Origin of the sequence: Marinobacter shunpengi (assembly GCF_045449695.1) — a bacterium.
GTDB lineage: Bacteria > Pseudomonadota > Gammaproteobacteria > Pseudomonadales > Oleiphilaceae > Marinobacter.
In genome coordinates this window covers 142,528-168,937 of the sequence record NZ_JBJJKZ010000022.1, presented here as the reverse complement: position 1 = coordinate 168,937, position 26,410 = coordinate 142,528, and the positions used below count along the sequence as shown (strand labels likewise).

The following is a 26,410-nucleotide window of genomic DNA, read 5'->3' as shown; positions in this document are numbered from 1 at the left end:
GGCGACCGGTATGGAAGCCACCGCTGACAAACCAGACGATCCAATACTGACCGGCCCGCTGTGGCCGGTCTTCTTCCGTTACGCCCTGCCCTCGGTGGCGGGCTTGCTGGCGATCACCACCGCCGTCATTGTCGACGGCTTCTTTATCGGCAACTACGTCGGCGCCGATGCCCTGGCGGCCATTACCCTGCTGATCCCCTGGTTCACCTTCCTGTTCGGCATCGCCCTGGCCATGGCCATTGGCGGCACCGTGCGGGCGGGGCGTTACCTGGGGGAAGGCAACATCGGCGCTGCCTCGGCCATCTACAGCAAGTGCCTGATGGCCACCCTCGTCATCTCCCTGGTGATCACGGTCACCAGCCTGTTGTTCCAGGAGCCCCTGTACCGGCTGCTGGGGGCCTCACCATCGCTGTTCCCGCTCATGGCGGAGTATTTCCAGGTGATCGCCGGGGTGATGGTGATGCAACTGGTGACCATGGTGTTCTACTACTTCATCCGGGTGGACGGCTTCCCGCTACTGGCCACCACCGCGCTGATTGTTGGGGCGGGCACCAACATCGTGCTGGATGCGGTGCTGGTGGGCTACCTGGACCAGGGCCTGCGCGGGGCGGCGCTGGCCACCGGCATGGCGCAGGTGTTGCAGCTTGGCGTGCAGTTATTCTACCTGACCCGGCCCGGTCGTCGCCTGGTGTTTGGCCTGCGCCAGACCCATTGGGGCGAAGTGTTCAAGGCCCTGGCCAATGGTGTCTCCGAGTGGATCAACGAGGTGTCCGTGGGGCTGGTGATGCTGCTGATCAACTGGCTGCTGATGCGCGAGCAGGGGGTGGATGGTGTGGCCGCGTTTACCGTGGTCAACTACCTGATCTTCCTGAGCCTGATGGTGTTCTACGGCATTTCCGATGCCATGCACGTGCTGCTCAGCCACAACCTGGGGGCCGGCAACCCGGAGCGCATCCGCCGGTTCATGGGCTGCGCGCTGACGGTGATCCTCGGGCTGGGCGTGGTGCTGGTGCTGGGGGTCTGGCTCCAGGGCAGTGCGCTGGTGCGGGCGTTCCTGGACACCTCGGCCGACTCCACCACGGCCCTGCTGGCGGACCGGTTCCTGGGTATCCTCTGGCCGCTGTTCCTGATCAACGGTGTGAACGTGCTGCTGTCGGTGTACCTGACGGCGATGCACCGGCCATTGCCGTCGGCGATGGTGGCCCTGTCCCGCAGCCTGGTGCTGCCGGGCCTGCTGCTGGTGCTGATCGCCACCCTGGCGCCGGAGTGGCCGCTACTGGTGGCCCTTCCCCTGGCGGAATGGCTGACCTTCGGACTGGCCCTGGCGCTATTCCTCCAGGCCCGACCCCATCGGCTGATTCCATCACCAGGTCAGGCGGGCATGGCGGCTCCCGCTCAGGCGGCGGACGGCTGCCACTGAACGGATTCCACCTCGCCACCGGCAAAGCGCACCAGGTGGGAGGAAACCACCTCGCCCACCTGTTCCAGTTTCTCCTCGTTCTCTGCTTCACAGGTCATCAGCAGGGCGCCATCAGCGGCTTTCAGATGACAGTCACCGACAACGAAGCGAAGCTCACCGGCCTCCTCCGTCCACTGGGCATGCACTTTATGCTGGAAGTGCTTGCACAGACGATTGATCAGTCGGCTGGGGTCGGTCGTGGTAACGGAAGCGTTCATGGCTGGCATGTAAGACTCTCCTGTCGGATCAGGGAATAGAAAGTGGGAACGACTGGGCCGGGCCTATTCCGACAGGGCTTCCTGCAACAGGGCCTGGAGATGGGCGGGCATGCTGCCAGCCAGTTGCAGGGCCGCCTCGTGGCCCCGGGGGGTCATCTTGCCCCAGGTGCGTCGCACGATGCGCAGCCACTTGTCCTTGTCGTAGTCGGTCTTCTCTTCGTAGAAATCCGCGAAGTAGCGCTCCAGGAACACCATGCAGGCCACGTCTTCCAGTAACTGGGTGTCCGGGTCCTGGCGCAGTTCCCGCTTGGTTAGGATGGTGGCCACTCGTTGGCATTCCTGTTCCGGGAAGCCACAGTCCGCCATGATCTGAGCGGCACGCTCACCATGGAATTTTCCGCAATCCTGGCGCCACTGGTAGTAGCCCTTGCGGCCCTCGGGGTAGTCCGTCCGTGGCCGGGTCCAGCGCTCGATGTGCTGGGCCCGGCAGGCGATCTGCATGCGGTCGGAGGGCTCCGCCTCCAGTGCCAGCAGCCAGCGGGTCATATGCAGGCTGTAGGCGTACTCACGGGGCAGCGACTGGTCGTCCACCACCTCCACGTTGGGGTCCTGGCGGTTGGCCGCGTCGATGGCGTCCAGTGCACATCCGAGTTGTTGCCCGTTGCTCATGGTGCTGTCTATCCTTTTCAGGCTTTTGCCGAGGGGCGTTCTTTCATACGATCGTACCAGGCCTGCAGGTTCGTCTGCTCGGGGGCAATGCGGATCTTCACCACCCGGGCGAAATCCACGGTACAGAACGCGGTGATGTCGGCGGCGGTGACGTCGTCGCCATAGATGAATTCCCGGCCTTCCAGGTGCTTGTCCAGGAAGGCCAAAAATTCCGCCACCTGGCGCCCGGCCTCCTCACCCCACTCCTTGATGGGATTCATGCGATCCTTGAAGTAGCCGGTGGTGTGCTGGAAGCACATGCCGGTGGGCATGAAGAAATAATAGTCCAGCCACCGTTGCCACTGCTCGAGCTGGGCCTTCTCCAGGGGCGTGGTTCCCATCAACGGTTTCTCCGGGTACATCTGTTCGAAGTACAGGCAGATGGCCATGGTTTCCGCCACGCAGTTGCCGTCGTCCAACTGCATCACCGGCACCTTCTTCATAGGGTTCATGGCCTGGTACTCGGGGGTCAGGTTCTCACCCTTCTGGAGGTCCACCTGCACGAACTCCACCTTGTCCAACAGGCCTTTCTCGGCCAGGAACATACGGACACGGCGGGGGTTGGGCGCGGTACTGGTTTCGTAGATTTTCATTGTTGTACACCTTGTTGGGGTCAATCGCAGGACAACAGACTGGCGCGCAACGATGGTTGCGTCAAGCAACCGCTTCGAACTGGGCCAGTACCCAGTCCGTAGCGTCCATGGGCAGGTCATGGCCGGCGTCCGGATGGACCCGCAGCGGCCAGTGCCAGCGCCGGGCCAGCGTGCGACTGCAATGCCAGTGCACGATCCGGTCGCCGGTACTGGCCAGCAGCAGCGCCCGGGCCGGCGGCGCCCCGGGGTGTGGCCGGTACGCCGCGGCCGCCTTCCACTGGGCCAGGGCGGTGCGGCGGGTGACCGGTCGCTGTCGCTGGATCAGGAGCCATCGGGCTTCCAGGGCCGGCGGTACCGGACGGTTGGAGGTCAGTTGCAGGATCCGGCGCTCCCGGCCCTCCATATCCGGATTCAGCGCCACCGCCAGGGCCCGGCTGAAGGCGGCTGGCCGCATGCGATGCCAGGGAGGGCTGAAGCCGCTGCTGGTGTTGATCAGCAGCAGGGCGGCCACACGCTCCGGCTCCGCCTGGGCCCAGTCCAGGGCCACCATACCACCCATGGACAGACCCAGCAGCCCCACCGGCCCGGGAATATGAGCCGCGTACTGCTGTACCCGCTCACGTATGCCGCTTATGGAGGCCGGAGAGGCGTCCCGGAAACGGGTTCCGGTCCCCGGCAGGTCGATGCAGTGGAAACGGTGTTGGGGAAAGCCCAGGGCCAACCGGCGATCCAGCCCCCCCCAGTGGGCCCGCTCCCGGGTCAGGCCTCGGAGCAGTATCCAGTTCATAACGGTAGCCACGATGTCCCGCTCATCACACCTCCCGGTACCAGTGCATGAGGGCAGCCTCCCGCAGCATGCGGGCCTGGTCACCGGCCGGCAGCCAGTTCTCGTGGCTGACCGCCGCCTGCACCAGGAAATCCATCAGCAGCAGGTGGGTACGCAACACCCGCTGGTGCCGGTGGGGCGCCAGGGGGTTGAAGAATCCATCCAGGCGGAACAGTTGCCGGGGACGTTTCCTGAGCCAGCGCCAGGATCCCATCTCCAGGGTCAGGGGTATAAAAGTGCCCTTGCCGGCCTTGTTGACCTGCTTGTAGAAGTAGTCCCACAGATCGCCATGGGTCAGGTAATGGGCGGATTGCGGTTCGAATACATAGTTGTGATTGGGATAGGCCTGCTCCCAGAGCAGCTTGAGGGCCATCACCGAGTCGATGCGCCGCATGGGCCGGCGGCGGTAGGCGTAGGGGAACCAGATCTGATCCTGCCAGCCAAACCCGGAGTGGCAGTCCAGGGCCAGGCTGAAACGGCTGCCTGGCAGCAGCTCGTCGATCACCGATTTCAGCGCCACGTTTTCCGGCTCCATGCCCTGCTCCGGCTCGCCGGTGTACCAGGGCAGCCTGGGGGAAAGCCTCTGCCCGCCGAGCATGAAGGTGCTGTCCCCCTGGGCCAGGATCGGGGCGTTGCGCATCAGGTCGACACCGGCGGGGTTGGCCCGCTGGTTCAGGAACATACCACCGGGGTTCATGATCGGTAGCGCAACAATGCGGACTTTTTCCAGCAACTCGTTCAGGTGGTCGTCCCAGCGCAACCGGGAGATCAGGCTGGCCAGCCAGGCAATCACCACCTGGGCACCGATCCGCTCCAGGCCGTGGACGCCGCCTACCAGCAGCACTACCGGGGCATCGCTGGCCCGTGAGCCGATGTCCGTGCGGTAGATAGGCACCGACATGCCCCTGACCGGGATTCGCGTCAGCACCCGGCTCTGGACGGATTCCGGCGCGTCTGCCAACAGCCGTTCGAGCTGGACCATCTCGGGGATGAAGGTGCGTAGCTGGCGGCGCTGGCCACTGTCGCGGCTGGCTTGCTCCGCCGCTACGGAGATGTGAGGCGTGATGCTCTTGAGTTCGGCCATGGCGGAGTCCGTCGGTGTCGCATAGCTCCAGCCTGACCGATGTTTACGACAGTTTGATGAAGCCCTGGCTCAACCAGCGATGGGACCAATGCCCACCTTGCGACGCACATCCGCCATCAGCGGCGTGGCATAGTCCCGGGCCTTTTCGGCGCCTTGCTGGAGGATACGGTCGAGCTGGGCCGGATCGTCCATCAGGGTGTTGTATTCCTCCCGCATCGGGGCCAGTTCCTCGTTCAGGAATTCGAACAGCCGCTTTTTCATCTCGCCCCAGGCGATGCCGTTGGCGTACTCCTGGCGCATGGCCTCCACCTGGGCCGGGGTGGCAAAGGCGGAATAGATGTCGAACAGGGCGGAATCATCCGGGTCCTTGGGCTCACCCGGCTCCAGCAGGTTGGTCTTGATCTTGTTGATCAGCTTGCGGAACTTCTTCTCGCCCTCAAACAGGGGGATGGTGTTGTTGTAGCTCTTGGACATCTTGCGCCCGTCCAGCCCCGGCAACACCATGCCGGATTCCTCGATCACCGCCTCCGGCAGGGTGAAGGTGTCGCCGAACAGGTAGTTGAAGCGCTGGCCGATATCCCGGGCCATTTCGATGTGCTGGGTCTGGTCCCGGCCCACCGGGATCTTCTCGCCGTTGAACATGAGGATGTCCGCCGCCATCAGGATGGGGTAGCAGAACAGGCCCATGGTGATGCCCCGGTCCGGGTCGGCACCCTCGGCCTCCTCGTTCTCCTGCACCGCCGCCTTATAGGCATGAGCCCGGTTCATCAGGCCCTTGGCGGTAACGGTGGTGAGCACCCAGCTCAGCTCAGTGATCTCCGGCACATCGGTCTGACGATAGAAGGTGACCCGCGCCGGATCCAGACCACAGGCCAGCCAGGTGGCGGCAATGGCACGCACGGATTCCTGCACCCGGGCCGGCTCCTGGCACTTGATCAGGGCGTGGTAGTCCGCCAGGAACAGGAAGGATTCGGTGTCCGGGTCCTGGCTGGCGCGGATAGCCGGCCGGATGGCCCCGGCGTAGTTGCCCAGGTGGGGGATGCCCGTGGTGGTGATACCCGTCAGTACTCGTGTCTTGCTCATGGTGATTGCGTCATTCCGGGAAGAGGTCATTAAAGAAAGCTGAACCATACCCAAACCGGCGCCCACCGGCAAACGGATTGCGTCAGCAGCTAGTGGATTCACGCGCCTCTGGATAGGCGAATGGGGCGGGTGCCGGTATCATGGCGTCATGCCCCAGGAAACCCTGCCAATCGTTTACCAGGATGAACACCTTGTGGTGGTGAATAAACCCGCCAACCTGCTGGTACACCCCAGTGAGATCGACCGCCGTGAAACCCGCTCCGCCATGGTGATACTGCGGGACCAGCTCGGACAATGGGTGTATCCGGTGCATCGGCTGGACCGGCCCACCTCCGGCCTGCTGGCGTTCGCCCTGTCGCCGGACATCGCCCGCACCCTGGCCACGGCCTTCGAGGAGCGGCGCGTGAGCAAGGACTACCTGGCCATCGTGCGGGGCCATCCACCATTGGGGGGCATCATCCGCCACCCCCTGACCCTGAAAGATGACCGCCGTTCACGACGCACCCTGGACGGTGAGGCCCAGTCCGCCCTGACCCTGTACCATCGCCTGGCCACGGTGATCGTGGACTGGCCGGTGGACCAGCGCTACCCCACCAGCCGCTATGCCCTGATCCACTGCCGACCAGCCACGGGGCGCCGCCACCAGCTTCGTCGGCACCTGAAGCACATCAGCCATCCCATCATCGGGGACAGCAGCTATGGCAAGGGCCCCCACAACCGGGCCTTTGCCGACCGGTTTGGCGAGAGCCGGCTGTACCTCCACGCCAGCCGCCTGACCATGCCGCACCCGGTCAGCGGCGGATACCTGAACCTCCAGGCGCCGCTGCCGGACAGCTGGCGGCAGGTCTGCCAGGCATTCGGATGGTCGCCGGAGGGCTGCTATGATGAAAACGCCACCACCCAAGCCCATACCCCCCGGCAGGAGTAACCCGGACCATGCCCGTACAGCTCTACCAGTTTGCCATTTCCCACTTTTCCGAGAAGGTGCGCTGGGCGCTGGACTACAAGGGCGTATCCTGCCAGCCGGAGTTCCTGCTGCCGGGCATGCACGTCAAGACCATTCGCGGCCTGACCGGCCAGAAAACGACCTCGGTGCCGGTACTGGTGGACAATGGCCGGGTGGTGCAGGGCTCGGGAGCCATCCTGGACCACCTGGATGCCACCTTTCCGGACAACCCGCTGCTGCCGGAGGCCCCCAATGCCCGGGCCTCAGCCCTGGCCTGGGAGAAGCGGCTGGACGACGAGGCCGGCCCGGCGGTGCGGACCTTTGCCTACCACCACCTGCTGCAACGCCCCAAGGTGGTGGCTCCCCTCCTGGCCGCCGGCACGCCGTTCTGGAACCAGTACCTGCTGCGGCTGGGCTTCAGCCGGGTGGAGGAAATCATGCGGGAGAGACTGGCCATCAATGAAAAGACCGCGGACCGGTCCCGGGAGGTCATTGAGACGCTGCTGGCGGAGATCACGGCCATCTACCGGGACGGTCGATTCCTGGCCGGGGAAACCTTCAGCCGGGCGGACCTGACTGCCGGCGCCCTGTTCTCCCCGTTGTTCATGCCCTCCCGGTATCCCGTGCCCTGGCCCAAGCCACAACGCCTGCCCCCCGACTTGCGGGCCTGGAACCAGCACAACAAAGCCCTGCTGACGCCCATGGCAGAGCTATACCAGGCTAATCGGTAGGAATCTGCTGTAGAAAGCCATGCCATAATTCGGCGGAGCGTTCCGGCACTTCCACCATCGGCACATGCCCGACCCCCTCCAGCAGTTCCACCCTGGCATCGGGAATGCCCTGCGCGAACACCTCGGCATTCTCCGGCGCCAGCACCCGGTCCTGCTGGCCCCAGACGATCAGCGCGGGGGCCTTGATAGCGGGCAGGATCCGGTCCAGGGCAATGTGCTCGCTGGATGACAGGATGGCCTGGAAGATGGCCTCGTTGGTCTGCTGCCGGGCAATGGCCTTTTCCTCCATCACCGACGTCAGCGGCCAGGGTATGAACGGTCGCTTTTCCAGGACGAAATCCAGCAGGTTATCCATATCACCGGACTCCTTCACCACCAGCGGGTTGTCGCCATCAGCCAGGGCCTCGTCCAGTTGCGATGGGTACCGGTCGGAGCCGGCGGGGTCGAACAGGGCAATGGAATTGACCCGTTCCGGGTAGCGGCTGGCAAAGTAGACCGTAATGCCCCCGCCCATGGAATTGCCGGCCATGTCCACCTTGTCAACGCCCAGCTCATCGAGGAAGGCCACCAGGGTAGCGGTCTGGGCCTCCACGGTGTAGTCGTCCGGGGAGGCGACGCTGCTGTCACCATGGCCGGGCAAATCGGGAATCAGCAGCCGGTAGTCCTCTGGAAGGTGGGCGGCCATCCGTGTCCAGTTGTCCTTGTTGCCGCCAAAGCCGTGGACCATCAGCAGAGGGCGTCCGCTCACCGGCGACTGGTTGCGAAGGTAGGCAATGGAGAGATCATCCAGTTCAAGCTCCGCCGGCTCAAGGCCGGCCTGATCACGCTCATGATGGATGATCCAGTTATACAGGTCATAGCGGGAACAGCTGGCCAGCAGCAGCGCAAGCAGCAAGACTGGCCAGGCCAGGTGGCCCTTTTTCATATCATCCTCTGACTCCGGCCAGCCTGGTCATCCCGGCAGTGGGCAGGCTAGCGTGTACCGTAGACCACCATGGTCTTGCCCTTCACCTGCACCAGGCCCTGTTCCTCCAGGGTCTTGAGCACGCGGCCGACCATTTCCCGGGAACAGCCGACGATGCGGCCGATTTCCTGGCGGGTGATCTTGATCTGCATGCCGTCGGGATGGGTCATGGCGTCCGGTTCCTTGCACAGGTCCAGCAAGGTACGGGCAACACGGCCGGTGACATCCAGAAAGGCCAGGTCCCCCACCTTGCGGGTGGTCTGGCGCAGGCGGGTGGCCATCTGCTCACCGATAAAGTAGAGCACCCGGGGATCCTGCTGGGCGATCTCGCGGAATTTGGTGTAGCTGATCTCCGCCACCTCGCATTCCGTTTTCGCCTTCACCCAGGCACTGCGGGAGTCCATGTTGTCAAACAGCCCCATTTCCCCGAAGAAGTCCCCGGCGTTCAGGTAGGCCATGATCATCTCGCGACCGTCTTCATCCTCAATGATAACGGTGACGGAACCCTTGACAATAAAGAACAGGGAGTCGCTCTTGTCACCGGCATAGATAATGGTGCTCTTGGCCGGATAGCGACGGCGGTGGCATTGGGACAGGAAATAGTCCAGATGCTTGGTTTTCTGCTCAACAGGCCGGACGATAGTAGCCATGGTAAGTGTCGTGCCTCCTCAACTGTCGCCATCCATGGACATTTTTTTGATAGGTGACCTGCTTTCCGGCAGGGTTTTCTTGTTGTGACGGGTGCGCAGGGGCTTCCCGCCCGCATACCCGGCTTCAGGTATGTCGTTTTTTTAGACGAAATAATACTACGACTCACGATCTTAAGCCGTGCCCGTAAAATCGTCTATAACTCAAGTCTCAATAGAGACCCATTTCACAGCTTATTGATGCTTTATGCTAGCATGCTTGCCCTTGGCAACTATTTAGTAGCTCCCCTAATTTACACAACGGAACAACAGCATGAAAGCAACCATTGACTGGACCGGCAAAGCCAGCTTCAAGGCCACCAGCGGCAGTGGCCATCAGGTACAGATGGACGGCCCTCCCGACCATGGCGGCGAGGATCGTGGCCCACGGCCCATGGAAATGCTGCTGATGGGCCTCGGGGGCTGCTCCTCCTTCGATGTCATGAGCATTCTGCAGAAGAGCCGTCAGGACGTCACCGCCTGCCACGCCGAGCTGGAGGCGGAACGGGCCGACGCTGTTCCCGCCGTGTTCACGAAGATCCACCTGCATTTCGTGGTGACCGGCCGCCACCTCAAGGAAAACCTGGTGAAACGGGCGGTCAGCCTGTCGGCGGAGAAGTACTGCTCAGCCTCCATCATGCTTGAGCAGGCCGGCGTCGAGATCACCCACAGCCACGAGATCCGTGAAGCCTGATACGCCTGACGGGGTTCGGCCACCCCTGGCTTTGACGGCATTCGCCTGACAGTCGGCACGCCGCTGCTAGAATGGTGACAAAACCGCTATTCAATCGACGGAGCGGTGTGCATAATACGCACCCTTCTCCGCCGGTCTGCACATACGCTGTACAACCAGCCCTGCATTCGGTGGCGGCCTCGGCAGACCGGACCGTGACGTGTTGACGTGTTGACGTGTCTGCACCTATTCAACTCCATCATCCGGAGGGGCTGAACATGGAACCGAAACTCCAGCTGCACGGTTTCAACAACCTGACCAAATCCCTGAGCTTCAACATCTACGACATCTGTTACGCACAGACGGAAGAGCAGCGGATGGCGTACATCGACTACATCGACGAGATGTACAATGCCGAGCGGCTGACCCAGATTCTTACGGATGTGGTGAAGATCATCGGCGCCAACGTGCTTAACATCGCCCGCCAGGACTATGAGCCCCATGGCGCCTCGGTGACCATGCTGATTGCCGAGCACGAACTGACCGGTGACCAGGCGGACAACGAGGAATCCCCGGGCCCGCTGCCGGATTCCATTGTCGCGCACCTGGACAAGAGCCATGTCACCGTACATACCTATCCGGAGAGCCATCCGTACGAGGGCATCAGCACCTTCCGGGCGGACATAGATGTCTCCACCTGTGGCCTGATCTCACCGCTGAAGGTGCTGAACTACCTGATCCACAGTTTCGATTCCGATGTGGTCACCGTGGATTACCGGGTGCGGGGCTTCACCCGTGATGTGGACGGCACCAAACACTACATCGACCACGACATCAACTCGATCCAGAACTACCTGACCGAGGATACCCGCAACGCCTACCAGATGATCGACGTCAATGTGTACCAGGAAAATCTGTTCCACACCAAGATGATGCTCAAGAATTTCGATCTGGATAATTACGTGTTTGGCGTCAATGCCCGGGACCTGGGTGAGGCGGAAGCATCCTCCATTGAGGAACGCCTGAAGCGGGAAATGCTGGAAATATTCTACTCCCGCAACGTGGAGTAATCCCTCACCGATCCAGGGAGGGATCGGCGCCCCACCTGAAGATTGTTCAGTTTTTCTGAATGGTGTCGCCGGAATTTTCCGGTTTCTTCTCCAGCCCCGTCGTCATCTAATAGGGACAACACCAACCGGACGACGGAGGCTATCATGACCCAACGACTCATCAAGCGCGTTATTCCTTCTCAGGAAACCTCGGATGGCGCGGGCGTGCGCATTCGTCGTTCCCTGGGCCAGACACAGATGGTCCGCCTGGACCCGTTCCTGATGCTGGATGAATTCGGCTCCGACCAGCCCCAGGACTACCTGGCGGGTTTTCCATCCCATCCCCATCGGGGCTTCGAGACGGTGACCTACATGATCGAGGGGCACATGCTCCACGAGGATCACCTGGGTAACCGGGGTGACCTGCGTAACGGCGGCGTGCAGTGGATGACCGCCGGCCGTGGCATCATCCACTCGGAAATGCCCCAGCAGGAGCAGGGCATGATGCGGGGCTTCCAGCTCTGGCTCAACCTGCCGGCGGCGGAGAAGATGAAGGCGGCGGGCTACCGCGACATCCAGCCGGAGGAGATCCCACGGATCACTCAGGCGGGGGCGGAGATCCTGCTGATCGCCGGCACCCTCGAGCTGGACGGACAGACCCACCGGGGAGCGGTGAGCGGCGGTACCACCGAGCCGTTATACGCCGATGTGCAGCTTGAACCGGGCAGCCAGGTCACCCTGCCTGTGGGCGCCCACCTGAATGCTTTCGCCTACCTGTACCAGGGGGAGGTGAACATCGGGGAGCAGGCCCTTCCGGCCAGTGCAGCCACGGTCCTTGATGAGGGGGATGAAGTGACCCTCAGCGCCGGAGCGAACGGCGCCCGGGTGCTGCTGATTGCCGGGAAACCGCTGGGGGAACCCGTGGTTCAGTACGGTCCGTTCGTGATGAATTCCCGCGAGGAGATCGAACAGACCCTGCGGGACTATCAGAGTGGCCAACTGACGGCCTGAAGTGACGTTCCGGCCTAGGGAATGCCCAGGCTCTCCAGCAGCCTGGGCTTCTCGATCACGTACCCCTGGCCATAATCGACACCCAGCTTGCGAAGCATATCGAGGACCTCCCGGCTCTCGATATGGGTGGCGATCACCTCACGGTTAAGGTAATGGGCCATCTCCACCATGGAGCGGACCAGGGCCTGATCGGTTTCACTGTCGCTGATCTCGCCCACGAAGGCACCGTCCAGCTTGATCATGTCCACCGGCAGGCTACGCATGTACTGGTAGGACGTGGGGCCGGCACCGAAATTACCCAGACAGAAACGGCAGCCCAGCTCCTTCATCTCACCGATGAACTCCGCCACCGAATGCACGTCGCGGATGGCCGCCGCCTCGGTGATCTCGAACCACAGTTGCTCAATGGGCGCATCCTTCTCGCTCAGCTTGCCGTAGATGAATTCCAGCAGGCTTTCGTCATTCAGGGAATAGCCCGAGAGGTTGATGCAGTAGCCCGGCTGGCTGTCGTTCGCCGACGCGCCCGGGCGTGGGCCATTCTCCCGCAGCCAGTCCAGCATATAGCCCACCACCCAGCGGTCCACCGACTGCATGCGGTTGTAGCGTTCCGCCATGCGCACGAAATCCGCCGCCGTGATCAGATTACCCTGGTCGTCGTACATGCTGATCAGCACCTCGAACTGGGTCGTCAGCCGGGTATGCTTGTGCAGGGGAATGATCTTCTGGCAGCGCAGCAGCATGCGCTCCTCGTCCAGGTCGCCCAGGGCGGCCACCTTGGCGGCAATCTGTTCCTGCTGGTCGTAATGTGCCTGCTCCAGGTTGTAAACCACGTACTTGCCGGGCCCCCGGGTCTTGGCCACCTTGCAGGCTTCCTCGGTAGCCCGAAGCCAGCGCTCGGCAGTGGTCAGGGCCGGTAGCTGGGGGGCCAGGCCGGCACTGGCGGACAGCTGGTAGCGACGCCCCTTCCAGTTCAGGTCCAGGGCTTCCACCGCGCGGATAATACCAAGCACGTTACCGCCGGCTTCTTCCGAAGGCAGCAGGAAGGCGAATTCGTTACCATCCAGGCGGGCCAGGGGCATGCCTTCCCCAACCTGCCCCCTGAGGATATCCGCCACACGGCGCAGGGCCTCATCGCCGGCGGGGCGGCCCGCGGTGTCATTGAGCAGCCGGAACTGCCTCAGGTCGAGCCGGACCAGGGTACGCTCATCCTCATGGCGGCTGAGCTGCTGTTCCAGCACCCGCTCGAATTCCCGGCGCTCCAGCAGGCCGGTGAGCTCGTCGTGGGTGGAGGCCCAGGACAACTGGTCGTACACTTTGCGCACCATCCGGTCGATGCTCTCGTCCACCAGCGGGCGCTCGTACTGGCTGTCCGGTACGATAATGCCCTTCTGCATGCGTTCCGCCAGCTCCGCGAGGTCGAGTTCCACCACCCGCATACCCTGGTGGTTGACAAACACAAACCGGTTGAAGCCCCGGGCAATCCATACCAGACGGACGTACTGGGGCTGGTCCGGGTTGGTCTGGTCCCGCAGCCAGTCCCCCGTGCGCAGTTTCTGGGCCCGGGCAATCCAGCGTTGCAGGCGTTTCTGCAGACGTTCCTCCTGCTTGCGCCTGTCGCCCTCCTCCGGTTCCGCCCTGGGCACCGGTACCCGCTCCACCGGACGATCAGGCTTGCGCACCAGGAACTGCTTGAGTTCCTCACGCACCTGGGAAGCCGGCAGATGATTGCTGGAGATGGAGCTCAGCCCCTCCTGGATAAGGCGCAGCAATTCCGACAGATTGACTTCGATGTCCGGATCATCCGCGAAGGCCATCAGGGTATCAAGCACGGAGAGATAGTCCTGCCACAACTGGCTGTCCGGCCCCTGGCGAATCCAGGTCAGGGACAGCAGGTCACGCCAGCCGGCATTCAGCAGGCTGACAATGGCCCGGGGCACCTCCCGCCCCCCGAGACGCTCGTCCAGCGCCCGGGTTACCGCCGACTTGGATTCGGCCACCTTCTGGGCGCCTTCGGCAGCCGCGGTCACCCGTTCCACGTTGCGGCGGTAGATCAGGTTCTGGCGATCGATCAGGGTGTCCAGCTCATCCATGGCGCCGTCGAAGACCCGGGTATCCTGCTCAAACTCTGAGGCAATGCGGTTGACCAGGTCGTCCACCCGGCGCTGAACCGCGGGATTGGTACGACTGCCACGGATACCAAGCTGGGCCAGGCGGTTCATCACACCCCGGACCGGGCTTTCAATATCATCGAAGAAGGCGGGGTCCCGCAGCACCACTTTCAGCACCGGCACCTCAAGCTGCCGCATCTGGCGCTGGGTGCGCTCCGAAATCTTGGGGCTCTCCACCACGCTGCGGAAGAAACGGTCCACCACATCCAGGGTGGCCTGCTGCTCCTCGTCCAGACCGTGGTTGCCGGAGGTCTTTACCTGCTCGATAACCCGGTCCCTGAGCGGGGTTCCGGGCTCATCCTCGGCTACTGGCGCTACCTGCAGGGTGTGCAGTTCCTTCTGGAATTCCCCCTGGGACAGGGGCCGGGCGCCCTCAGCAAAGGGTACGGGCTGGTCACTGACCACGCCCGCGGATTTCAGGGTGCCGATCAGGTTCCGCACAGTGGCAAACGCGGACCGGGCCAGGGTCATCTGCTCCAGGAACCCCTGACTGCGGGCATCCGGGGAGCGGGACGAAAACGGACCCGCCGTGGCCGGGCTGACACCCCGGGAGTCCTGGGGAGGCGAGGGTTTGGCGGGCTTCTCCGCTTTCGCGTCGTCCGGTTTCGGCGTTGGCGGCTTCTCCGCCGGTCGGGGCTGTCGCTCGCTCAGGTAGCGGCCCAGGTCCAGGTCCGGCAGGATGCCGTGGCGGATAAGGATCCGGTTAAGTTCCTCGTAGAGCGGCCCGATCTTCTGGAGCACCAGGGTTTCGAAGGTCTTCAGGCATACCTTTTCCACGGCCCGGCTGGCCCTCAGACTCTCCAGGCCGGAGTGGAAGGCTTCGCAGACCAGGGACGGTCCCAGCGGATTCTGGTGGCCAGTGGCGTTGGTTACGCCCAGCCGGTCCAGGCGCATGCGTAGCTGCAACAGTTCCGCCCGATACTGGGTGTCCGCCTTGGTGACCATGACCTTGATGGCCAGCCAGTCCTCAAATTCGCCCTTGTCCACCAGCGACAGGCTGGCGGCACTCTGGTTTTCCCGGGCCGGCTTCAGGGGCGATTCCAGGGAACGGGACATGAGTAGCCAGATAGAACGCTGACGGCTTTCCACCTGGGCGGCAGCATCCATGTACTCGTTGGCCTGCTGATCATTATGGGCCTTCAGCGCCGCCTGGCGGAGATTCTCGGTCATGCCCGCGAAGCAGTCAGCCATCAGCGGCTCTATATGCTGGGACACCGCCCTGGCGCACTGGTGAAGGATGAATTGGACCCGTTCGCTGGGTGGTTTCAGGGCCGAGCGTTCCTGAGTTCCGCTGTCCGCGCCGCACTGGTTGAGCATGGCGTCCACGGCCTGGGGGCTGGCACCGGTGAACTCGACCCCCATGGCGCCGTCGATAAGGCGCACCGGGCGGGCCTTGAGCTCATGGCGCTCGCGGCTGTCCTCGGTGCGGAAGTAGATGCCCAGGTCCTGCCCGGGACGATCCTGCAGGTAGCCCCGGATTTTCTCGGAGGTATCGCCGGAATAGCGGACAAACAGGCCTTCCGCACAGAAGTCGGCGATCTGGCATGGCCACACCCCGAACTCACCCAGATCGACCTGGGCAGCCAGCTTGATGGGGCGGCGGGGACTGGAGCGTCGTTCCTTCGGATCCATTGACTACCTGATCGATGGTAAAGCCCGCGCCCGGTCGGGGCGGCGGGTCGTTTCCTTTCCTGCGGGTTACCGGCGGCTCCCGCAACGCATCAGTAGACAGCCGGCAACGACCGGGGAGATTTCATGTACCCAGCAGTATAGCCACGATGCGGCGAAAACAATGTCAAGAAACGTGAAAAACCGGCGCAGCGGACGGGCCCATTCACGAGACGGTTGCTCAATATGACTATTCTGGCGACGGTCCGTCAAGACAAATCCGAACGGTTGTTCGCAAAATAGCGTCTCGCGTAACCATACCGGCCCAGTGCAACCCCGGCCACCCCTCACAACAGGGTTTTCACGAATACCTTGGAGTTGCGACGGGTGTTGTAGGAGGCCAGCTTCGGGCCGGGCAATGACTGCACGGACGACGGTTCGAACCCCCGTTCCCGGAACCAGTGTTCGGTTTGTGTGGTCAGCACAAACAGGCGCGCAAGCCCCTGGGCACGAGCCGTACGCTCCACCATGGCGAGGATATTGTCCCCGCGACCACCGCGACGGTAATCGGGATTGACCGCAAAGCAGGACAGCTCCCCGGCCTGTTCGTCCGGGTAGCCATACAGGGCGGCACAGCCGATGATCATGCCGTCCCGCTCCGCTACCACGAACTGGTCGATCTCGGTCTCGAGCATGTCCCGTGACCGGCGCACCAGGATGCCCTGCTCCTCCATGGGCTGGATCAGTTCCAGGATGCCGCCAATATCCTCCACCCGGGCCCGGCGGATCTGTTCGTAGTTATCGTCGCTGACCAGGGTGCCAAAGCCATCGCGGGTGAACAGTTCCTCCAGGATGGCTCCATCCCGCAGGTAACTGATGATATGGGCCCGTCTGACGCCCCTGGTGCAGGCGTCGCAGGCGGCCCGCAGCAGGTCTGCGTCATGGCCGGACACCACATGGTCCGAGACCTTCTGCAGGGCCTGGCGCACCGTCAGCTCGCGGATCAGGGAGCCATCTTCGTCCAGCACGCCCTGGTCGTCGGTGAACACGATCAGTTTGTCGGCCTTCAGGGCAGAGGCCACCTGGCTGCCAACATCCTCGTAGGACAGGTTAAAGATGTCGCCGGTGGGCGAATAGCCCTGGGGCGGCACCAGCACGATATGGCCCAGTTCCAGCAGGCGTTCGATGCCGACCGTGTCCACCCGCCGCACCCGGCCGGTGTAACCGAAATCCACGCCATCCAGCACCCCCACCGGCCGCGCGGCCAGGAAGTTGCCGCTGCTGACCCGGATTTTCGCCCCGTGCATGGGGGAGTTCACCAGCCCCATGGACAGACGGCTCTCCAGCCAGGAACGGACGCCGCCCACAGCTTCCATGATCAGCGGCAGGTCCTGTTCCCGGGTGATACGCAGCCCGCCCTCAAACCGGGAATCATGGCCGGCCTGGTCCAGCCGTTGCTGGATCTGCGGGCGGGCACCGAAGGTGACCACCAGGCGGATACCCAGGCTGCTGAGCAGGGTAATGTCGTGGATGATATTCAGCAGGTTGTCGCCAGCCAGCGCCTCGCCCCCCAGCACCAGCACCACGGTGCTGCCCCGATGGGCGTTGATGTAGGGTGACGAGTGACGGAAGCTGTGCAGCCAGTCGGAAACGCTCATAGACAGAAGTGCCTGATCAGTTGTTTCAGCAGGGAGATGGTGGGGTCGAGCTGGGACAGGGCCAGGAACTCGTCCGGCTGGTGGGCCTGGTCAATGGAGCCCGGCCCCATCACCAGGGTTTCCAGGCCAAGCTTCTGTAGCCAGGGAGCCTCGGTGGCAAAGGCCACGGCATCAGCCTGGTGGCCGGTCAGCTTCTCGCAGACCCGCACCAGCTCCGCTTCCGCTGGTGTTTCGAACGGAGGCACACCATCGAACAGCGGCTCAAAGGCCAGGGACAGGTCACGGCGGCTGGCCAGCGGCTGCAGCCGGTCCAGGATCGTCTGGCGCAGTTCCGCCATGTCCATGCCGGGCAACGGCCTCAGGTCGAAATGCAGCTCGCAGCGGGCACAGATGCGGTTAGGGTTATCACCGCCATGGATGCACCCCAGGTTCATGGTGGGGTACTGGACCCGGAAATGAGGGTTGCGGTGTTTTTCCTGCCAGCCGGTCCGCAGGGCCAGCAGTTCATTCATGGCCTCGTTCATGCCCTCCAGGGCGTTGCGCCCCAGGGACGGATCAGAGGAGTGCCCTGACTGTCCCTCGAACACCAGCCGCTCCATCATGATGCCCTTGTGCATGCGGATGGGCCTGAGGGTGGTGGGCTCCCCGATCACGGCATACCGTGCCTTCGGGTAGCCCGCCTCCGCCAGCGCCCGGGCACCGTTCATGGAGCTTTCCTCATCGGCGGTGGCAAGGATGATCAGAGGCTGCTTCAGGGGCTGTTGCGCCGCCTGCCGGGCCGCCTCGATGGCCAGGGCAAAGAAGCCCTTCATGTCGCAGGTGCCAAGACCGTAGAGACGGTCGTCCCGTTCGGTCAGGGTGAAAGGATCGCTCTGCCAGCGTTTGTCGTCATAGGGTACGGTATCGGTGTGGCCGGACAGGACCAGACCGCCGGGGCCGGCCCCGAGGGTGGCCACCAGGTTGAACTTGCCGGGCATGCCCGGTACCGGCAGGATCTCGTTGCGGAACCCCAGGGGGGCCAGCCACTCCGCCAGCCGGTTCACGACGGCCTCATTACTGTGGTCCCATTCCGCAGACGCACTGCTGATGGAAGGGATGGCCACCAGCTGTTCCAGCATGGTGCGAACATCCGGCGGGCCCTGCCCGACGCCGGCGGCCTTGCCTTGTGGATCTGTCATGGTGTCAGGCTCCTGCTGGAAACGGGTGAACGATAGCGCGGCTGTTTGTGGTCATTCCCCGGACTGGCCACCCCGGCGCCACACCTCCAGCCGCTCGACGGCACGCCTGACCATGGGGTAGGCCACTTCACCACCGTCCACGGGACGGGCTACCTCCACCTCGCGTTCATCCACACGGGTCAGGCGGCCTTCCACGGTGCGGCCATTGCTCAGGGTGACCCGTACAGTATAGCCAAGCCAGCCTTCCGCCTCATCCAGGACCACCCGTTGCCAGCCGGCAACCACTTCCGTAAGGTCCGGGTCCACCACGGGTTCCATGGCCTGTTCCGGTACCGCCGGAGTCACCGGCGCCACCGGACTCAGGTACACATCCGGTACTGAGGAACCATTGTAGGAGACAATCATTGAGGAGCCGTCAGCGGTGGCATCGCCCTCTTCAGTGCCTTTCCCTTCACCTGCTTCTCCGGTCCCGGCCTCCCGGACCGGCAGTCCCTGCCAGCCGACGGATGGGTCAAGGGTCAGGGCCAGTTCCCCGCCTTCCGTCAGCCATTGCCGGTACAGGGCCAGTAACTGGGGCGAGGCCTCAAGGCCCCGGCTGGCCAGCCCCTCGCGGAAGGCATCCATCACCCGGTCGGCCCAGTCCGATTCCGACATGCCGGTTTCCCGGGCACAGTAGGCGGTCACCCGGCGCATCAGACCGCCATCACGCAGGATGACCTCAACGCTGTCGGCGCCCGGGTTCAGGTTCACGCCGTCGCTGTCGAGGCGCAGGCGGGCATTATCCCAGGTCAGTTCCAGGCTGCCGGATTCCCGGGTGAAGAGCTCCAGGCGAACGCTGCCGGAGGTCTGCCTGAGCTGGGCATCGCCGGCCAGTTCAGTGACGCCCATGCGGATCAGGTCACCGCTACCCAGTTGCTGACGGGCATCGGGCCCGCACACCGGGGCAAACAGCGGCTGTGGCGCCTGTTCGTCGGTATCCGTGACCCAGTTGCGCAGCATGGCCGCATCCAGCGGCAGCCGCCAGCCGGCCACGTCCAGGCGCCAGCTCCGGGGCAGGTCGTGCTGGCCGTACAGGCTGGCCAACAGCGCCAGGGGAGAGCCGGCACGATAGGTCAGCCGCTGGATCTCCAGCGGCTGAGTCAACTGGAAGGACTGGAAGCGAGTGCCGGTGAGCACCAGCTCCCCACCAACGGCGGACGCGATATCCCCCCGCTCCAGCGCCCCGTGGTCCGATAGGGACCGGCGCAGTTCGTTCAGGGTCTGGTCGGCCAGCCACCAGACCGCACCCTTGTAGCTTCCCCAGGCCACCAGGGCCAGGATCACGATAAGCGACAACAGTTTTTTCAAGGTTCCATCTCTCCCTGCTCATCAGTCCCCGCACCGGTGCCCGTCAGGCCCATCAGTTACGGGAGATCAGTGTGCCAACGCCTTCGTCGGTGAAGATCTCCAGAAGGGTGGCATGGGCAACCCTGCCGTCAATGATGTGGGCGGTCCTGACGCCGTTCTCCACCGCACTCAGCGCACAACGGATCTTCGGCAGCATGCCGCCGTGGATGGTGCCATCCTCGATCAGGTCATTGACCTGGGCCGCGGTCAGGCCGGTGAGCACCTTGTCATCCCGGCTCTTGAGCCCGGAGACATTGGTCAGCAGGATCAGTTTTTCGGCGTTGACCGCCTCGGCCACCTTGCCCGCCACCAGGTCGGCGTTGATGTTGTAGGACGCGCCGTCGGGCCCGACCCCGATGGGGGCGATCACCGGGATCACGTCGCTGTGGGTCAGCATGTCGATGACCTTGGTGTTGACCGACGCCACCTCGCCCACATGGCCGATATCGATGATTTCCGGCCGGCTGACCTCATCGGTCTTTCCCATCACTTCCAGCTTACGGGCGCGGATCAGGTTGCCGTCCTTGCCGGTCAGGCCCACGGCGGTGCCGCCCTGGGCATTGATCAGGGAGACGATCTCCTTGTTTACCTGGCCACCGAGCACCATTTCCACCACGTCCATGGTTTCCGAGTCGGTGACCCGCATGCCATTGACGAAGTGGGACTTGATGTTCAGCCGGTCGAGCAGTTCGCCGATCTGGGGGCCGCCGCCATGGACCACGATGGGATTGATGCCCACCAGTTTCATCAGCACCATGTCCCGGGCGAAGCTGCTCTTGAGCTCCTCGTTCTCCATGGCGTTACCGCCGTACTTGATGACCACGGTCTTGCCGGTAAACCGCTGGATATAGGGCAGACCCTTGCTCAGTACATCCGCCACGTGCATTGCTGTTTCACGATCCAGTGCCATTCAATCCGCCTTCAGGGTGTTACGCCCGGGAGCGCCGGGCCAGGTTCAAAAAGTGATGGTCACATCCGGGGCCAGCGCCTTGAGCTGCCCCCGGAATATCTGCTTGATGCGCTCCAGGGCCGCGTCACTCTCGGCCTCGAAACGCAGCACCAGCATCGGCGTGGTGTTGGACGCCCGGCACAGGCCCCAGCCGTCCGGGTAGTCCACCCGCACCCCGTCGATGGTGGTGATATTGGCCTCCCCGAAATCCGCCAGGTCTGCCAGACGCTGGATGATGCGGAATTTGCCTTCGTCCGTCACCTCCAGGTTCAGTTCCGGCGTGCTGATGTCTTCCGGGAACTCGGCGAACACGTCACTGCTCTGGCGGTCCTCGATGCCGAGGATCTCCAGCAGACGGGCGGCGGCGTACAGGCCATCGTCAAAGCCATACCAGCGCTCACCAAAGAAGACATGGCCGCTCATCTCACCAGCCAGCAGCGCGCCGGTTTCCTTCATCTTCGCTTTCATCAGCGAGTGTCCGGTCTTCCACATCACCGGACGGCCGCCCGCCGAGGAAATCACACCGCTCAGGCGCCGGCTGCATTTTACATCGAACAGCACATCCGCCCCCGGGTTGCGGGACACCACATCCCGGGCAAACAGCATCATCAGCCGGTCCGGCCAGATGATCTTGCCGTCGTTGGTGACCACACCCAGGCGGTCGCCATCGCCGTCAAAGGCGATACCCACGTCGGCCCCTTCCTGCTGAACCCGGTCAATCAGGTCCTGCAGGTTCTCCGGCTTGCCCGGGTCCGGGTGATGGTTGGGGAAGCTGCCGTCAATATCACAGTACAGCGGGATCACCTCGCAGCCCAGTTCCTCCAGCAGCAGCGGACCCAGTTCACCGGCGATGCCATTGCCGGCATCCACCACCACTTTCAGCGGCGCCGCCACCGCGATATCGCTGACAATACGGTCCAGGTAGTCCCGGCGGACGTCCTGGCTGGTGGAACTGCCCTGCCCCTGGTGCAGGTCGCCGGTCTGGATACGCTGGTACAGCTTCTGGATGCTGTCTTCCGACAGGGTCTCGCCCCCCAGCATGATTTTCAGGCCGTTGTAGTTGGACGGGTTATGGCTGCCGGTCACCATGACCCCGGAGCCGGTGCCGATGTGATGGGTGGCAAAATAGAGTACTGGCGTGGGCACGGCGCCAAGGGTAATGACGTTGCAGCCAGTGGACATGATGCCCCGAGCCAGGGCCTCCGCCAGTTCCGGGCTGGAATGGCGACCGTCGTAGCCGATACAGAGCGTATCCTGGCTGCGGTCCATGGCCTCGGAACCGATGGCCCGGCCAATGACCCCCACGATCTCCGGCGTCAGGGTGTCACCGACAATGCCGCGAATGTCGTAGGCCCGGAAAATGGATGGAGAAATGTCGGCCGCGGGGGCCCGGGTCTCCGCCACCTCGGGTGTGGCTCCCGCCGGGCTCTCGCCAAAACCGAGCACGTCCTCGTCACCATCGAGCATATCGATGTCCGGCATGTCCCGGTCCTGGAACAGGGGTTCATCCGGCTCCGGTTCCGGTCGAGCCTTGCTCGCCTTCGCGGCGGGCGCCTTGCGGGGAGTGTCTTCCACCCGTTTTTCCACCGCCTTGCTGATGCGGTGAAGTACCTCGGCAATCACCGAGGTGATTTCCCACCGCATCTGCGGCGGCGCCGACCGGTCACCGGCAAACACCTTGTGGGCCCACTGCACCATGCGGGTGGTTTCCTTGCGCAGGGCGCTCTGGGCCGACGACAGCATCAGCCAGGCGATCACCGCCGCGACCAGGAAGCCGGCCACCACCAGACCCGCTATAACCACGGGATTCAGGCTGGCAGGCGGTACCTGTGGGCGGTAGTTCAGGCTCCAGCCGGGAACCGACAATGATCGGGTCACTTCCGGCCCATCGCCCTGCCCGGCGCCAATCACATCACGGGACTGGCCATCCACGGTCTGTACCAGGGAGCCCTGGCCACCGGGCCCGCCCAGGACCTCCGACAGGGTGCCGGCGTCAAACTGGATGACCAGCGTCCCGATAACCGCCTGATTGGAGGGGTTGGTTACAGGCGCAGCGGTCTGGATCAGCCACTGGTCATTGCGGGGAAAGGCATCGGGGGCAACCTCACGCCCGGATTCCGCCCGGCGGGCCAGGTCCAGGGTGGCGAAGCCGAGGCCCGCCTCGTCGTCGGACCGACGCGGGATGGCCCGGTACGGGAACAGGAACACCCGCTCAATGCCGGGCATCAGGGTCTGCAATTCGTTCGCCAGTTCCCGCGCACCGCCAACCTCGTCCAGGGCCTCGCGCACGGAGACCTGGGTCCCCAGACCATCCGTCAGCCGCTGCATCAGCCGGATTCGGTCCTCCAGCCGGTCAGCGATGAGCTCGGCCCGGTTCTCGGCCACCTGTTGCCGGCGTTGGTCCTCGGCTGGCTGCAGCAACCCAAGGTAAAGGGCGGCGGCGACCACGACGCCCACCAGAACGACCACCAGCGCCTGGGTCACGGCGACCGAGGAGAGCTTGCGCACCTTGGCGCCGCCCCCCCTGGAGGCCTTTCCCTTTGCGGGTTTGGCGGCTTTCTTGTTATCCGGGGCGTCCTGGCCGGCTGGTGTACTGTCAGCCTCCGGGGTCCCCTTTTTCTTGCCAAGTTTCATAGTCGGCTCCGTATTGACGCCTGCTTCTTTACCTACCCAGACACCAGGCACATTAATTTGCTGTTAGTATAGTTGTTTACATGAATTGGTTAATGACACATTTGGCGTATTGGAAAAGTTTCTTCAATGTCGCCCGGTGGAACCAAAGCCACCATCACCCCGCCCGGTCGCCTGGAATTCGTCCACCACATCGAAACGCGCCTGAACCACCGGCACCAGCACCAGTTGCGCAATACGCTCGCCAACGTTGACGGTGAACGTGGTATTCCCCCGGTTCCAGCAGGACACCATCAGCTCTCCCTGGTAATCAGAATCAATCAGCCCTACCAGGTTCCCCAGGACGATGCCGTGTTTGTGCCCCAGCCCGCTGCGGGGCAGGATCATCGCGGCCAGGGAGGCATCCTCGATGTAGATGGACAGGCCGGTGGGGATCAGTGCGGATTCCCCGGGGGCCAACGTCAGGGATGCCTTCAGGCAGGCCCGCAGGTCAAGGCCGGCGGACCCGTCGGTGGCATAGGCAGGCATGGGGATCTCATCCCCGATTCGTTTGTCCAGGATTCTCATCTGAACCGGCTGCTGGCTCATACTGCTTCCTCAATTGGGCGGTCTGGTGGCTGGATGGCCGGGCGCCCCGGCACCCGGATGGTGTTCAGGTTTTCGGTCAGGCCAGTCGGTCGGCAATCAGCGCAACCAGCGTCCTGGCGATCTCGTGCTTGCTGGTGGGGCCGATGCTTTGCTGGCCACCGGGCCAGAACACGGTGACCGCATTCTGGTCGCTGTTGAACCCCATGCCCGGTACGGACACGTCATTGGCGACGATCATGCCCAGCTTCTTGCGCTTCATCTTGTCGGTGGCGTATTGCTCGACATCGTTGGTTTCCGCGGCGAACCCCACGGTAAACGGGGCGTCCGGTCTGGCCGCGATGGTGGCCAGGGTATCCGGGTTGCGGACCAGTTCCAGGGCGATGGTTTCATGGGATTTCTTCACCTTCTGCCCGGCCCGGTCGGCGGGACGGTAATCCGCCACGGCGGCGGTAGCGATAAACAGGTCGGCCCCCCGGTCCACTTCCGCGGAGGCTGCCTGCAACATGTCCTCGGCGGTCTCCACCGGCACCACTTCCACACCAGCGGGGGCAGCAAGGGCGACCGGGCCGCTGACCAGGGTGACCGTCGCACCGGCCGCCCTTGCGGCCTCGGCAATGGCATAGCCCATCTTGCCGGAGCTGTGGTTGGTGATATAGCGCACCGGGTCTATGGGTTCCCGGGTGGGGCCGGCGGTGATCACCACGCGGCGGCCCGACAGCGGCCCACCCTGCCCGCTGCTCCTGACGGTCTGCTCGATCAGACCGAGCAGGGTTTCCGGCTCCAGCATCCGACCGGGGCCGACATCACCACAGGCCTGGCTGCCCTGATCCGGCCCCCACAGGGTAACCTGGGGGTCGTCCCGGAGCAGGCCGACATTGCGCTGGGTACGGTGATTACCCCACATGGCCTGGTTCATTGCCGGCGCCAGGGCAATCGGTGCCTCGGTGGCACTGCAGACGGTGGCCAGCAGGTCGTCCGCCATACCCTGGGCCAGCCGGGCCATGAAATCCGCCGATGCCGGCGCCACCACGACCCGGTCCGCCCACTTGGCGAGCTCGATGTGCCCCATGCCGGCCTCCGCCTCCGGATCCAGCAGTGACGTGCGTACCGGCTCGCCGCTGAGGGCCTGGAAGGTCATGGGCGTGATAAAGGCCTCGGCGCCCCGGGTCATGACGACCCGGACCTGGTAGCCGGCTTTCTTCAGCAGCCGGACCAGCTCCGCACTCTTGTACGCCGCAATACCGCCGGTAATGCCAAGCAGGATGTTTGGATTGGCCATGTGATCTCCGTCGTCTACCACTGTCCGCTGAAACGGTCCCTAAGATAGCATTGCCGGAATCTCCCCGACAGTGCGACGGACATGTTAAACTCACTGCCCATGCAGGACGCATCGACATCACACAGGGAACGTCATGACAACAACTCAATGGCCCCGGGATGAACGCCCCCGGGAACGGCTGCTGGCCCACGGCCCGGAAACCCTCTCTGACACGGAACTGCTGGCCATTTTCCTGCGCACCGGCACTGCCGGCATGCCGGTGATGGCCATGGCTCGTCACCTGCTGGATGAATTCGGCAGCCTGCGAGGCCTGATGACCACCTCCCATACAGGCTTCTGTCGGGTCAAGGGGCTGGGCACCGCCAAGTACGCCCAGGTACAGGCGGCCATGGAGATGGCCCGGCGGGTCATGGACGAACCAGTGCGCCAGGGGGATCCGCTGACGTCACCGGAGGATACCCGCCGCTACCTGCGTAGCCGGCTGGGTACCCAGCCCCATGAAGTGTTCGCTGGCCTGTTCCTGGATAACCGGCACCGGGTGATCCGCTATCAGGAGCTGTTCCGTGGCACCATTGACGGTGCCGCGGTCTATCCCCGGGAGGTGGTTCGCCACGCCCTGGACTTCAATGCGGCGGCGGTGATCTTCGCCCATAACCACCCGTCAGGGATTGCCGAACCCAGTCAGTCGGATATTTCCCTGACCCGACGGCTGAAGGACGCCCTGGGTCTGGTGGACATTCGGGTTCTGGATCATATGGTTGTGGGCCATGGCGAGGTGATCTCCCTGGCGGAACGGGGGCTGATGTGATCCGCCGGGAAGCTGCACAATTTCCCAACAATTTTTTGCGTTAGGGGTGCTCATCTGGTATAAAAGCGTCCCTTTCTGGCGGCGTCTGGCGAGCACCGTGCAATATGCAGGCACGTACCGCAACCA

At 63.6% G+C, this 26,410-nt stretch carries 22 protein-coding genes and 1 pseudogene; 7 read left to right on the top strand and 16 right to left on the bottom strand.

Annotation, left to right across the window (positions count from 1 at the left end; genetic code table 11):
* The first annotated feature begins 10 nt into the window (after nucleotides 1-10).
* Complete coding sequence (locus ACJO2E_RS19280) at nucleotides 11-1,420, top strand: MATE family efflux transporter (RefSeq protein WP_406966011.1); 1,410 nt, start codon at nucleotides 11-13, stop codon at nucleotides 1,418-1,420.
* Here ACJO2E_RS19280 and ACJO2E_RS19275 read toward each other — a convergent pair.
* The 6 genes and pseudogenes from ACJO2E_RS19275 to ACJO2E_RS19250 form a co-directional block, all read right to left on the bottom strand.
* A complete protein-coding gene (locus ACJO2E_RS19275; protein WP_406966010.1) occupies nucleotides 1,396-1,686 on the bottom strand; it encodes a DUF2218 domain-containing protein in 291 nt (96 codons plus the stop codon). The genes ACJO2E_RS19280 and ACJO2E_RS19275 overlap by 25 nt on opposite strands.
* A gap of 54 nt (nucleotides 1,687-1,740) precedes the next feature.
* A complete protein-coding gene (locus tag ACJO2E_RS19270) occupies nucleotides 1,741-2,346 on the bottom strand; it encodes a DUF4202 domain-containing protein (protein WP_406966009.1) in 606 nt (201 codons plus the stop codon).
* A 17-nt stretch (nucleotides 2,347-2,363) separates the two neighbouring features.
* Nucleotides 2,364-2,978, bottom strand: coding sequence for a glutathione S-transferase family protein (locus ACJO2E_RS19265; RefSeq protein ID WP_406966007.1), 615 nt, complete (start codon nucleotides 2,976-2,978; stop codon nucleotides 2,364-2,366).
* 61 nt (nucleotides 2,979-3,039) lie between these two features.
* Nucleotides 3,040-3,777 carry an alpha/beta fold hydrolase gene (locus ACJO2E_RS19260; RefSeq protein WP_406966006.1) on the bottom strand — a complete coding sequence of 246 codons (738 nt, stop codon included), beginning with the start codon at nucleotides 3,775-3,777 and terminating at the stop codon, nucleotides 3,040-3,042.
* Between the two features lie 13 nt (nucleotides 3,778-3,790).
* Nucleotides 3,791-4,888 carry a M14 family zinc carboxypeptidase gene (locus ACJO2E_RS19255; RefSeq protein WP_406966005.1) on the bottom strand — a complete coding sequence of 366 codons (1,098 nt, stop codon included), beginning with the start codon at nucleotides 4,886-4,888 and terminating at the stop codon, nucleotides 3,791-3,793.
* Between the two features lie 87 nt (nucleotides 4,889-4,975).
* Nucleotides 4,976-5,971: pseudogene (locus tag ACJO2E_RS19250) on the bottom strand (tryptophan--tRNA ligase); the annotation flags it as partial.
* A 148-nt stretch (nucleotides 5,972-6,119) separates the two neighbouring features.
* Between ACJO2E_RS19250 and ACJO2E_RS19245 the strand changes: the two are divergent.
* Nucleotides 6,120-6,899: a pseudouridine synthase gene (locus ACJO2E_RS19245; RefSeq protein ID WP_406966004.1), complete on the top strand. Its 780-nt coding sequence runs from the start codon at nucleotides 6,120-6,122 to the stop codon at nucleotides 6,897-6,899.
* Between the two features lie 8 nt (nucleotides 6,900-6,907).
* Nucleotides 6,908-7,648 carry a glutathione S-transferase family protein gene (locus ACJO2E_RS19240; protein ID WP_406966002.1) on the top strand — a complete coding sequence of 247 codons (741 nt, stop codon included), beginning with the start codon at nucleotides 6,908-6,910 and terminating at the stop codon, nucleotides 7,646-7,648.
* Here ACJO2E_RS19240 and ACJO2E_RS19235 read toward each other — a convergent pair.
* Both ACJO2E_RS19235 and crp read right to left on the bottom strand, forming a co-directional pair.
* Entirely contained in the window at nucleotides 7,638-8,573 is a 936-nt protein-coding gene (locus ACJO2E_RS19235; protein ID WP_406966001.1) for an alpha/beta fold hydrolase, read from the bottom strand. The genes ACJO2E_RS19240 and ACJO2E_RS19235 overlap by 11 nt on opposite strands.
* A 47-nt stretch (nucleotides 8,574-8,620) precedes the next feature.
* Nucleotides 8,621-9,262, bottom strand: a complete 642-nt coding sequence (gene crp, locus ACJO2E_RS19230) for a cAMP-activated global transcriptional regulator CRP (protein WP_092015555.1) — start codon at nucleotides 9,260-9,262, stop codon at nucleotides 8,621-8,623.
* A 310-nt stretch (nucleotides 9,263-9,572) separates the two neighbouring features.
* On the opposite strand from crp, the gene ACJO2E_RS19225 reads away from it, so the two are divergent.
* From ACJO2E_RS19225 to ACJO2E_RS19215, 3 genes are all read left to right on the top strand, one after another.
* A complete protein-coding gene (locus ACJO2E_RS19225) occupies nucleotides 9,573-9,992 on the top strand; it encodes an OsmC family protein (RefSeq protein WP_406966000.1) in 420 nt (139 codons plus the stop codon).
* 257 nt (nucleotides 9,993-10,249) lie between these two features.
* Nucleotides 10,250-11,041 (top strand): adenosylmethionine decarboxylase, encoded by a 792-nt coding sequence (gene speD, locus ACJO2E_RS19220; RefSeq protein ID WP_406965999.1) that lies wholly within the window; start codon nucleotides 10,250-10,252, stop codon nucleotides 11,039-11,041.
* A gap of 144 nt (nucleotides 11,042-11,185) precedes the next feature.
* Nucleotides 11,186-12,031 carry a pirin family protein gene (locus ACJO2E_RS19215; RefSeq protein WP_406965998.1) on the top strand — a complete coding sequence of 282 codons (846 nt, stop codon included), beginning with the start codon at nucleotides 11,186-11,188 and terminating at the stop codon, nucleotides 12,029-12,031.
* A gap of 14 nt (nucleotides 12,032-12,045) precedes the next feature.
* Here the strand turns inward: ACJO2E_RS19215 and ACJO2E_RS19210 are convergent, their stop codons facing one another.
* The 8 genes from ACJO2E_RS19210 to coaBC all read right to left on the bottom strand — a co-directional run bounded on the left by ACJO2E_RS19210 (nucleotide 12,046) and on the right by coaBC (nucleotide 25,476).
* Nucleotides 12,046-15,831 carry a DUF1631 family protein gene (locus tag ACJO2E_RS19210; RefSeq protein WP_406965997.1) on the bottom strand — a complete coding sequence of 1,262 codons (3,786 nt, stop codon included), beginning with the start codon at nucleotides 15,829-15,831 and terminating at the stop codon, nucleotides 12,046-12,048.
* 323 nt (nucleotides 15,832-16,154) lie between these two features.
* A complete protein-coding gene (gene argA, locus ACJO2E_RS19205; protein WP_406965996.1) occupies nucleotides 16,155-17,465 on the bottom strand; it encodes an amino-acid N-acetyltransferase in 1,311 nt (436 codons plus the stop codon).
* Nucleotides 17,462-18,643, bottom strand: a complete 1,182-nt coding sequence (argE, locus tag ACJO2E_RS19200; RefSeq protein WP_406965995.1) for an acetylornithine deacetylase — start codon at nucleotides 18,641-18,643, stop codon at nucleotides 17,462-17,464. The genes argA and argE overlap by 4 nt, the downstream gene beginning before the upstream one ends.
* Nucleotides 18,644-18,694: 51 nt before the next feature.
* A complete protein-coding gene (locus ACJO2E_RS19195; protein WP_406965994.1) occupies nucleotides 18,695-19,990 on the bottom strand; it encodes an LSm family protein in 1,296 nt (431 codons plus the stop codon).
* Nucleotides 19,991-20,042: 52 nt separating this feature from the next.
* On the bottom strand, nucleotides 20,043-20,939 hold the full coding sequence (gene argB, locus ACJO2E_RS19190; RefSeq protein WP_406965993.1) for an acetylglutamate kinase: 897 nt from the start codon (nucleotides 20,937-20,939) through the stop codon (nucleotides 20,043-20,045).
* A gap of 45 nt (nucleotides 20,940-20,984) precedes the next feature.
* Nucleotides 20,985-23,612, bottom strand: a complete 2,628-nt coding sequence (locus tag ACJO2E_RS19185) for a phosphomannomutase/phosphoglucomutase (protein ID WP_406965991.1) — start codon at nucleotides 23,610-23,612, stop codon at nucleotides 20,985-20,987.
* Between the two features lie 123 nt (nucleotides 23,613-23,735).
* Nucleotides 23,736-24,197 carry a dUTP diphosphatase gene (gene dut / locus ACJO2E_RS19180; protein ID WP_406965990.1) on the bottom strand — a complete coding sequence of 154 codons (462 nt, stop codon included), beginning with the start codon at nucleotides 24,195-24,197 and terminating at the stop codon, nucleotides 23,736-23,738.
* A gap of 76 nt (nucleotides 24,198-24,273) precedes the next feature.
* Nucleotides 24,274-25,476, bottom strand: coding sequence for a bifunctional phosphopantothenoylcysteine decarboxylase/phosphopantothenate--cysteine ligase CoaBC (gene coaBC, locus ACJO2E_RS19175; RefSeq protein WP_406965989.1), 1,203 nt, complete (start codon nucleotides 25,474-25,476; stop codon nucleotides 24,274-24,276).
* Nucleotides 25,477-25,609: 133 nt separating this feature from the next.
* Between coaBC and radC the strand changes: the two genes are divergently transcribed.
* Complete coding sequence (radC, locus tag ACJO2E_RS19170) at nucleotides 25,610-26,284, top strand: RadC family protein (protein ID WP_406965988.1); 675 nt, start codon at nucleotides 25,610-25,612, stop codon at nucleotides 26,282-26,284.
* Nucleotides 26,285-26,410 lie beyond the last annotated feature (126 nt).

What these genes read in the sequence shown, in the direction of transcription:
- ACJO2E_RS19185 (WP_406965991.1), bottom strand. Translation starts at nt 23,612, where the DNA reads ATGAAACTTGGCAAGAAAAAGGGGACCCCGGAGGCTGACAGTACACCA.
- argA (WP_406965996.1), bottom strand. Translation starts at nt 17,465, where the DNA reads ATGAGCGTTTCCGACTGGCTGCACAGCTTCCGTCACTCGTCACCCTAC.
- ACJO2E_RS19245 (WP_406966004.1), top strand. Translation starts at nt 6,120, where the DNA reads ATGCCCCAGGAAACCCTGCCAATCGTTTACCAGGATGAACACCTTGTG.
- ACJO2E_RS19255 (WP_406966005.1), bottom strand. Translation starts at nt 4,888, where the DNA reads ATGGCCGAACTCAAGAGCATCACGCCTCACATCTCCGTAGCGGCGGAG.
- radC (WP_406965988.1), top strand. Translation starts at nt 25,610, where the DNA reads ATGACAACAACTCAATGGCCCCGGGATGAACGCCCCCGGGAACGGCTG.
- speD (WP_406965999.1), top strand. Translation starts at nt 10,250, where the DNA reads ATGGAACCGAAACTCCAGCTGCACGGTTTCAACAACCTGACCAAATCC.
- ACJO2E_RS19270 (WP_406966009.1), bottom strand. Translation starts at nt 2,346, where the DNA reads ATGAGCAACGGGCAACAACTCGGATGTGCACTGGACGCCATCGACGCG.
- ACJO2E_RS19215 (WP_406965998.1), top strand. Translation starts at nt 11,186, where the DNA reads ATGACCCAACGACTCATCAAGCGCGTTATTCCTTCTCAGGAAACCTCG.
- coaBC (WP_406965989.1), bottom strand. Translation starts at nt 25,476, where the DNA reads ATGGCCAATCCAAACATCCTGCTTGGCATTACCGGCGGTATTGCGGCG.
- ACJO2E_RS19240 (WP_406966002.1), top strand. Translation starts at nt 6,908, where the DNA reads ATGCCCGTACAGCTCTACCAGTTTGCCATTTCCCACTTTTCCGAGAAG.
- ACJO2E_RS19235 (WP_406966001.1), bottom strand. Translation starts at nt 8,573, where the DNA reads ATGAAAAAGGGCCACCTGGCCTGGCCAGTCTTGCTGCTTGCGCTGCTG.
- argB (WP_406965993.1), bottom strand. Translation starts at nt 20,939, where the DNA reads ATGGCACTGGATCGTGAAACAGCAATGCACGTGGCGGATGTACTGAGC.
- ACJO2E_RS19280 (WP_406966011.1), top strand. Translation starts at nt 11, where the DNA reads ATGGAAGCCACCGCTGACAAACCAGACGATCCAATACTGACCGGCCCG.
- ACJO2E_RS19275 (WP_406966010.1), bottom strand. Translation starts at nt 1,686, where the DNA reads ATGCCAGCCATGAACGCTTCCGTTACCACGACCGACCCCAGCCGACTG.
- ACJO2E_RS19225 (WP_406966000.1), top strand. Translation starts at nt 9,573, where the DNA reads ATGAAAGCAACCATTGACTGGACCGGCAAAGCCAGCTTCAAGGCCACC.
- dut (WP_406965990.1), bottom strand. Translation starts at nt 24,197, where the DNA reads ATGAGCCAGCAGCCGGTTCAGATGAGAATCCTGGACAAACGAATCGGG.
- ACJO2E_RS19210 (WP_406965997.1), bottom strand. Translation starts at nt 15,831, where the DNA reads ATGGATCCGAAGGAACGACGCTCCAGTCCCCGCCGCCCCATCAAGCTG.
- ACJO2E_RS19265 (WP_406966007.1), bottom strand. Translation starts at nt 2,978, where the DNA reads ATGAAAATCTACGAAACCAGTACCGCGCCCAACCCCCGCCGTGTCCGT.
- crp (WP_092015555.1), bottom strand. Translation starts at nt 9,262, where the DNA reads ATGGCTACTATCGTCCGGCCTGTTGAGCAGAAAACCAAGCATCTGGAC.
- argE (WP_406965995.1), bottom strand. Translation starts at nt 18,643, where the DNA reads ATGACAGATCCACAAGGCAAGGCCGCCGGCGTCGGGCAGGGCCCGCCG.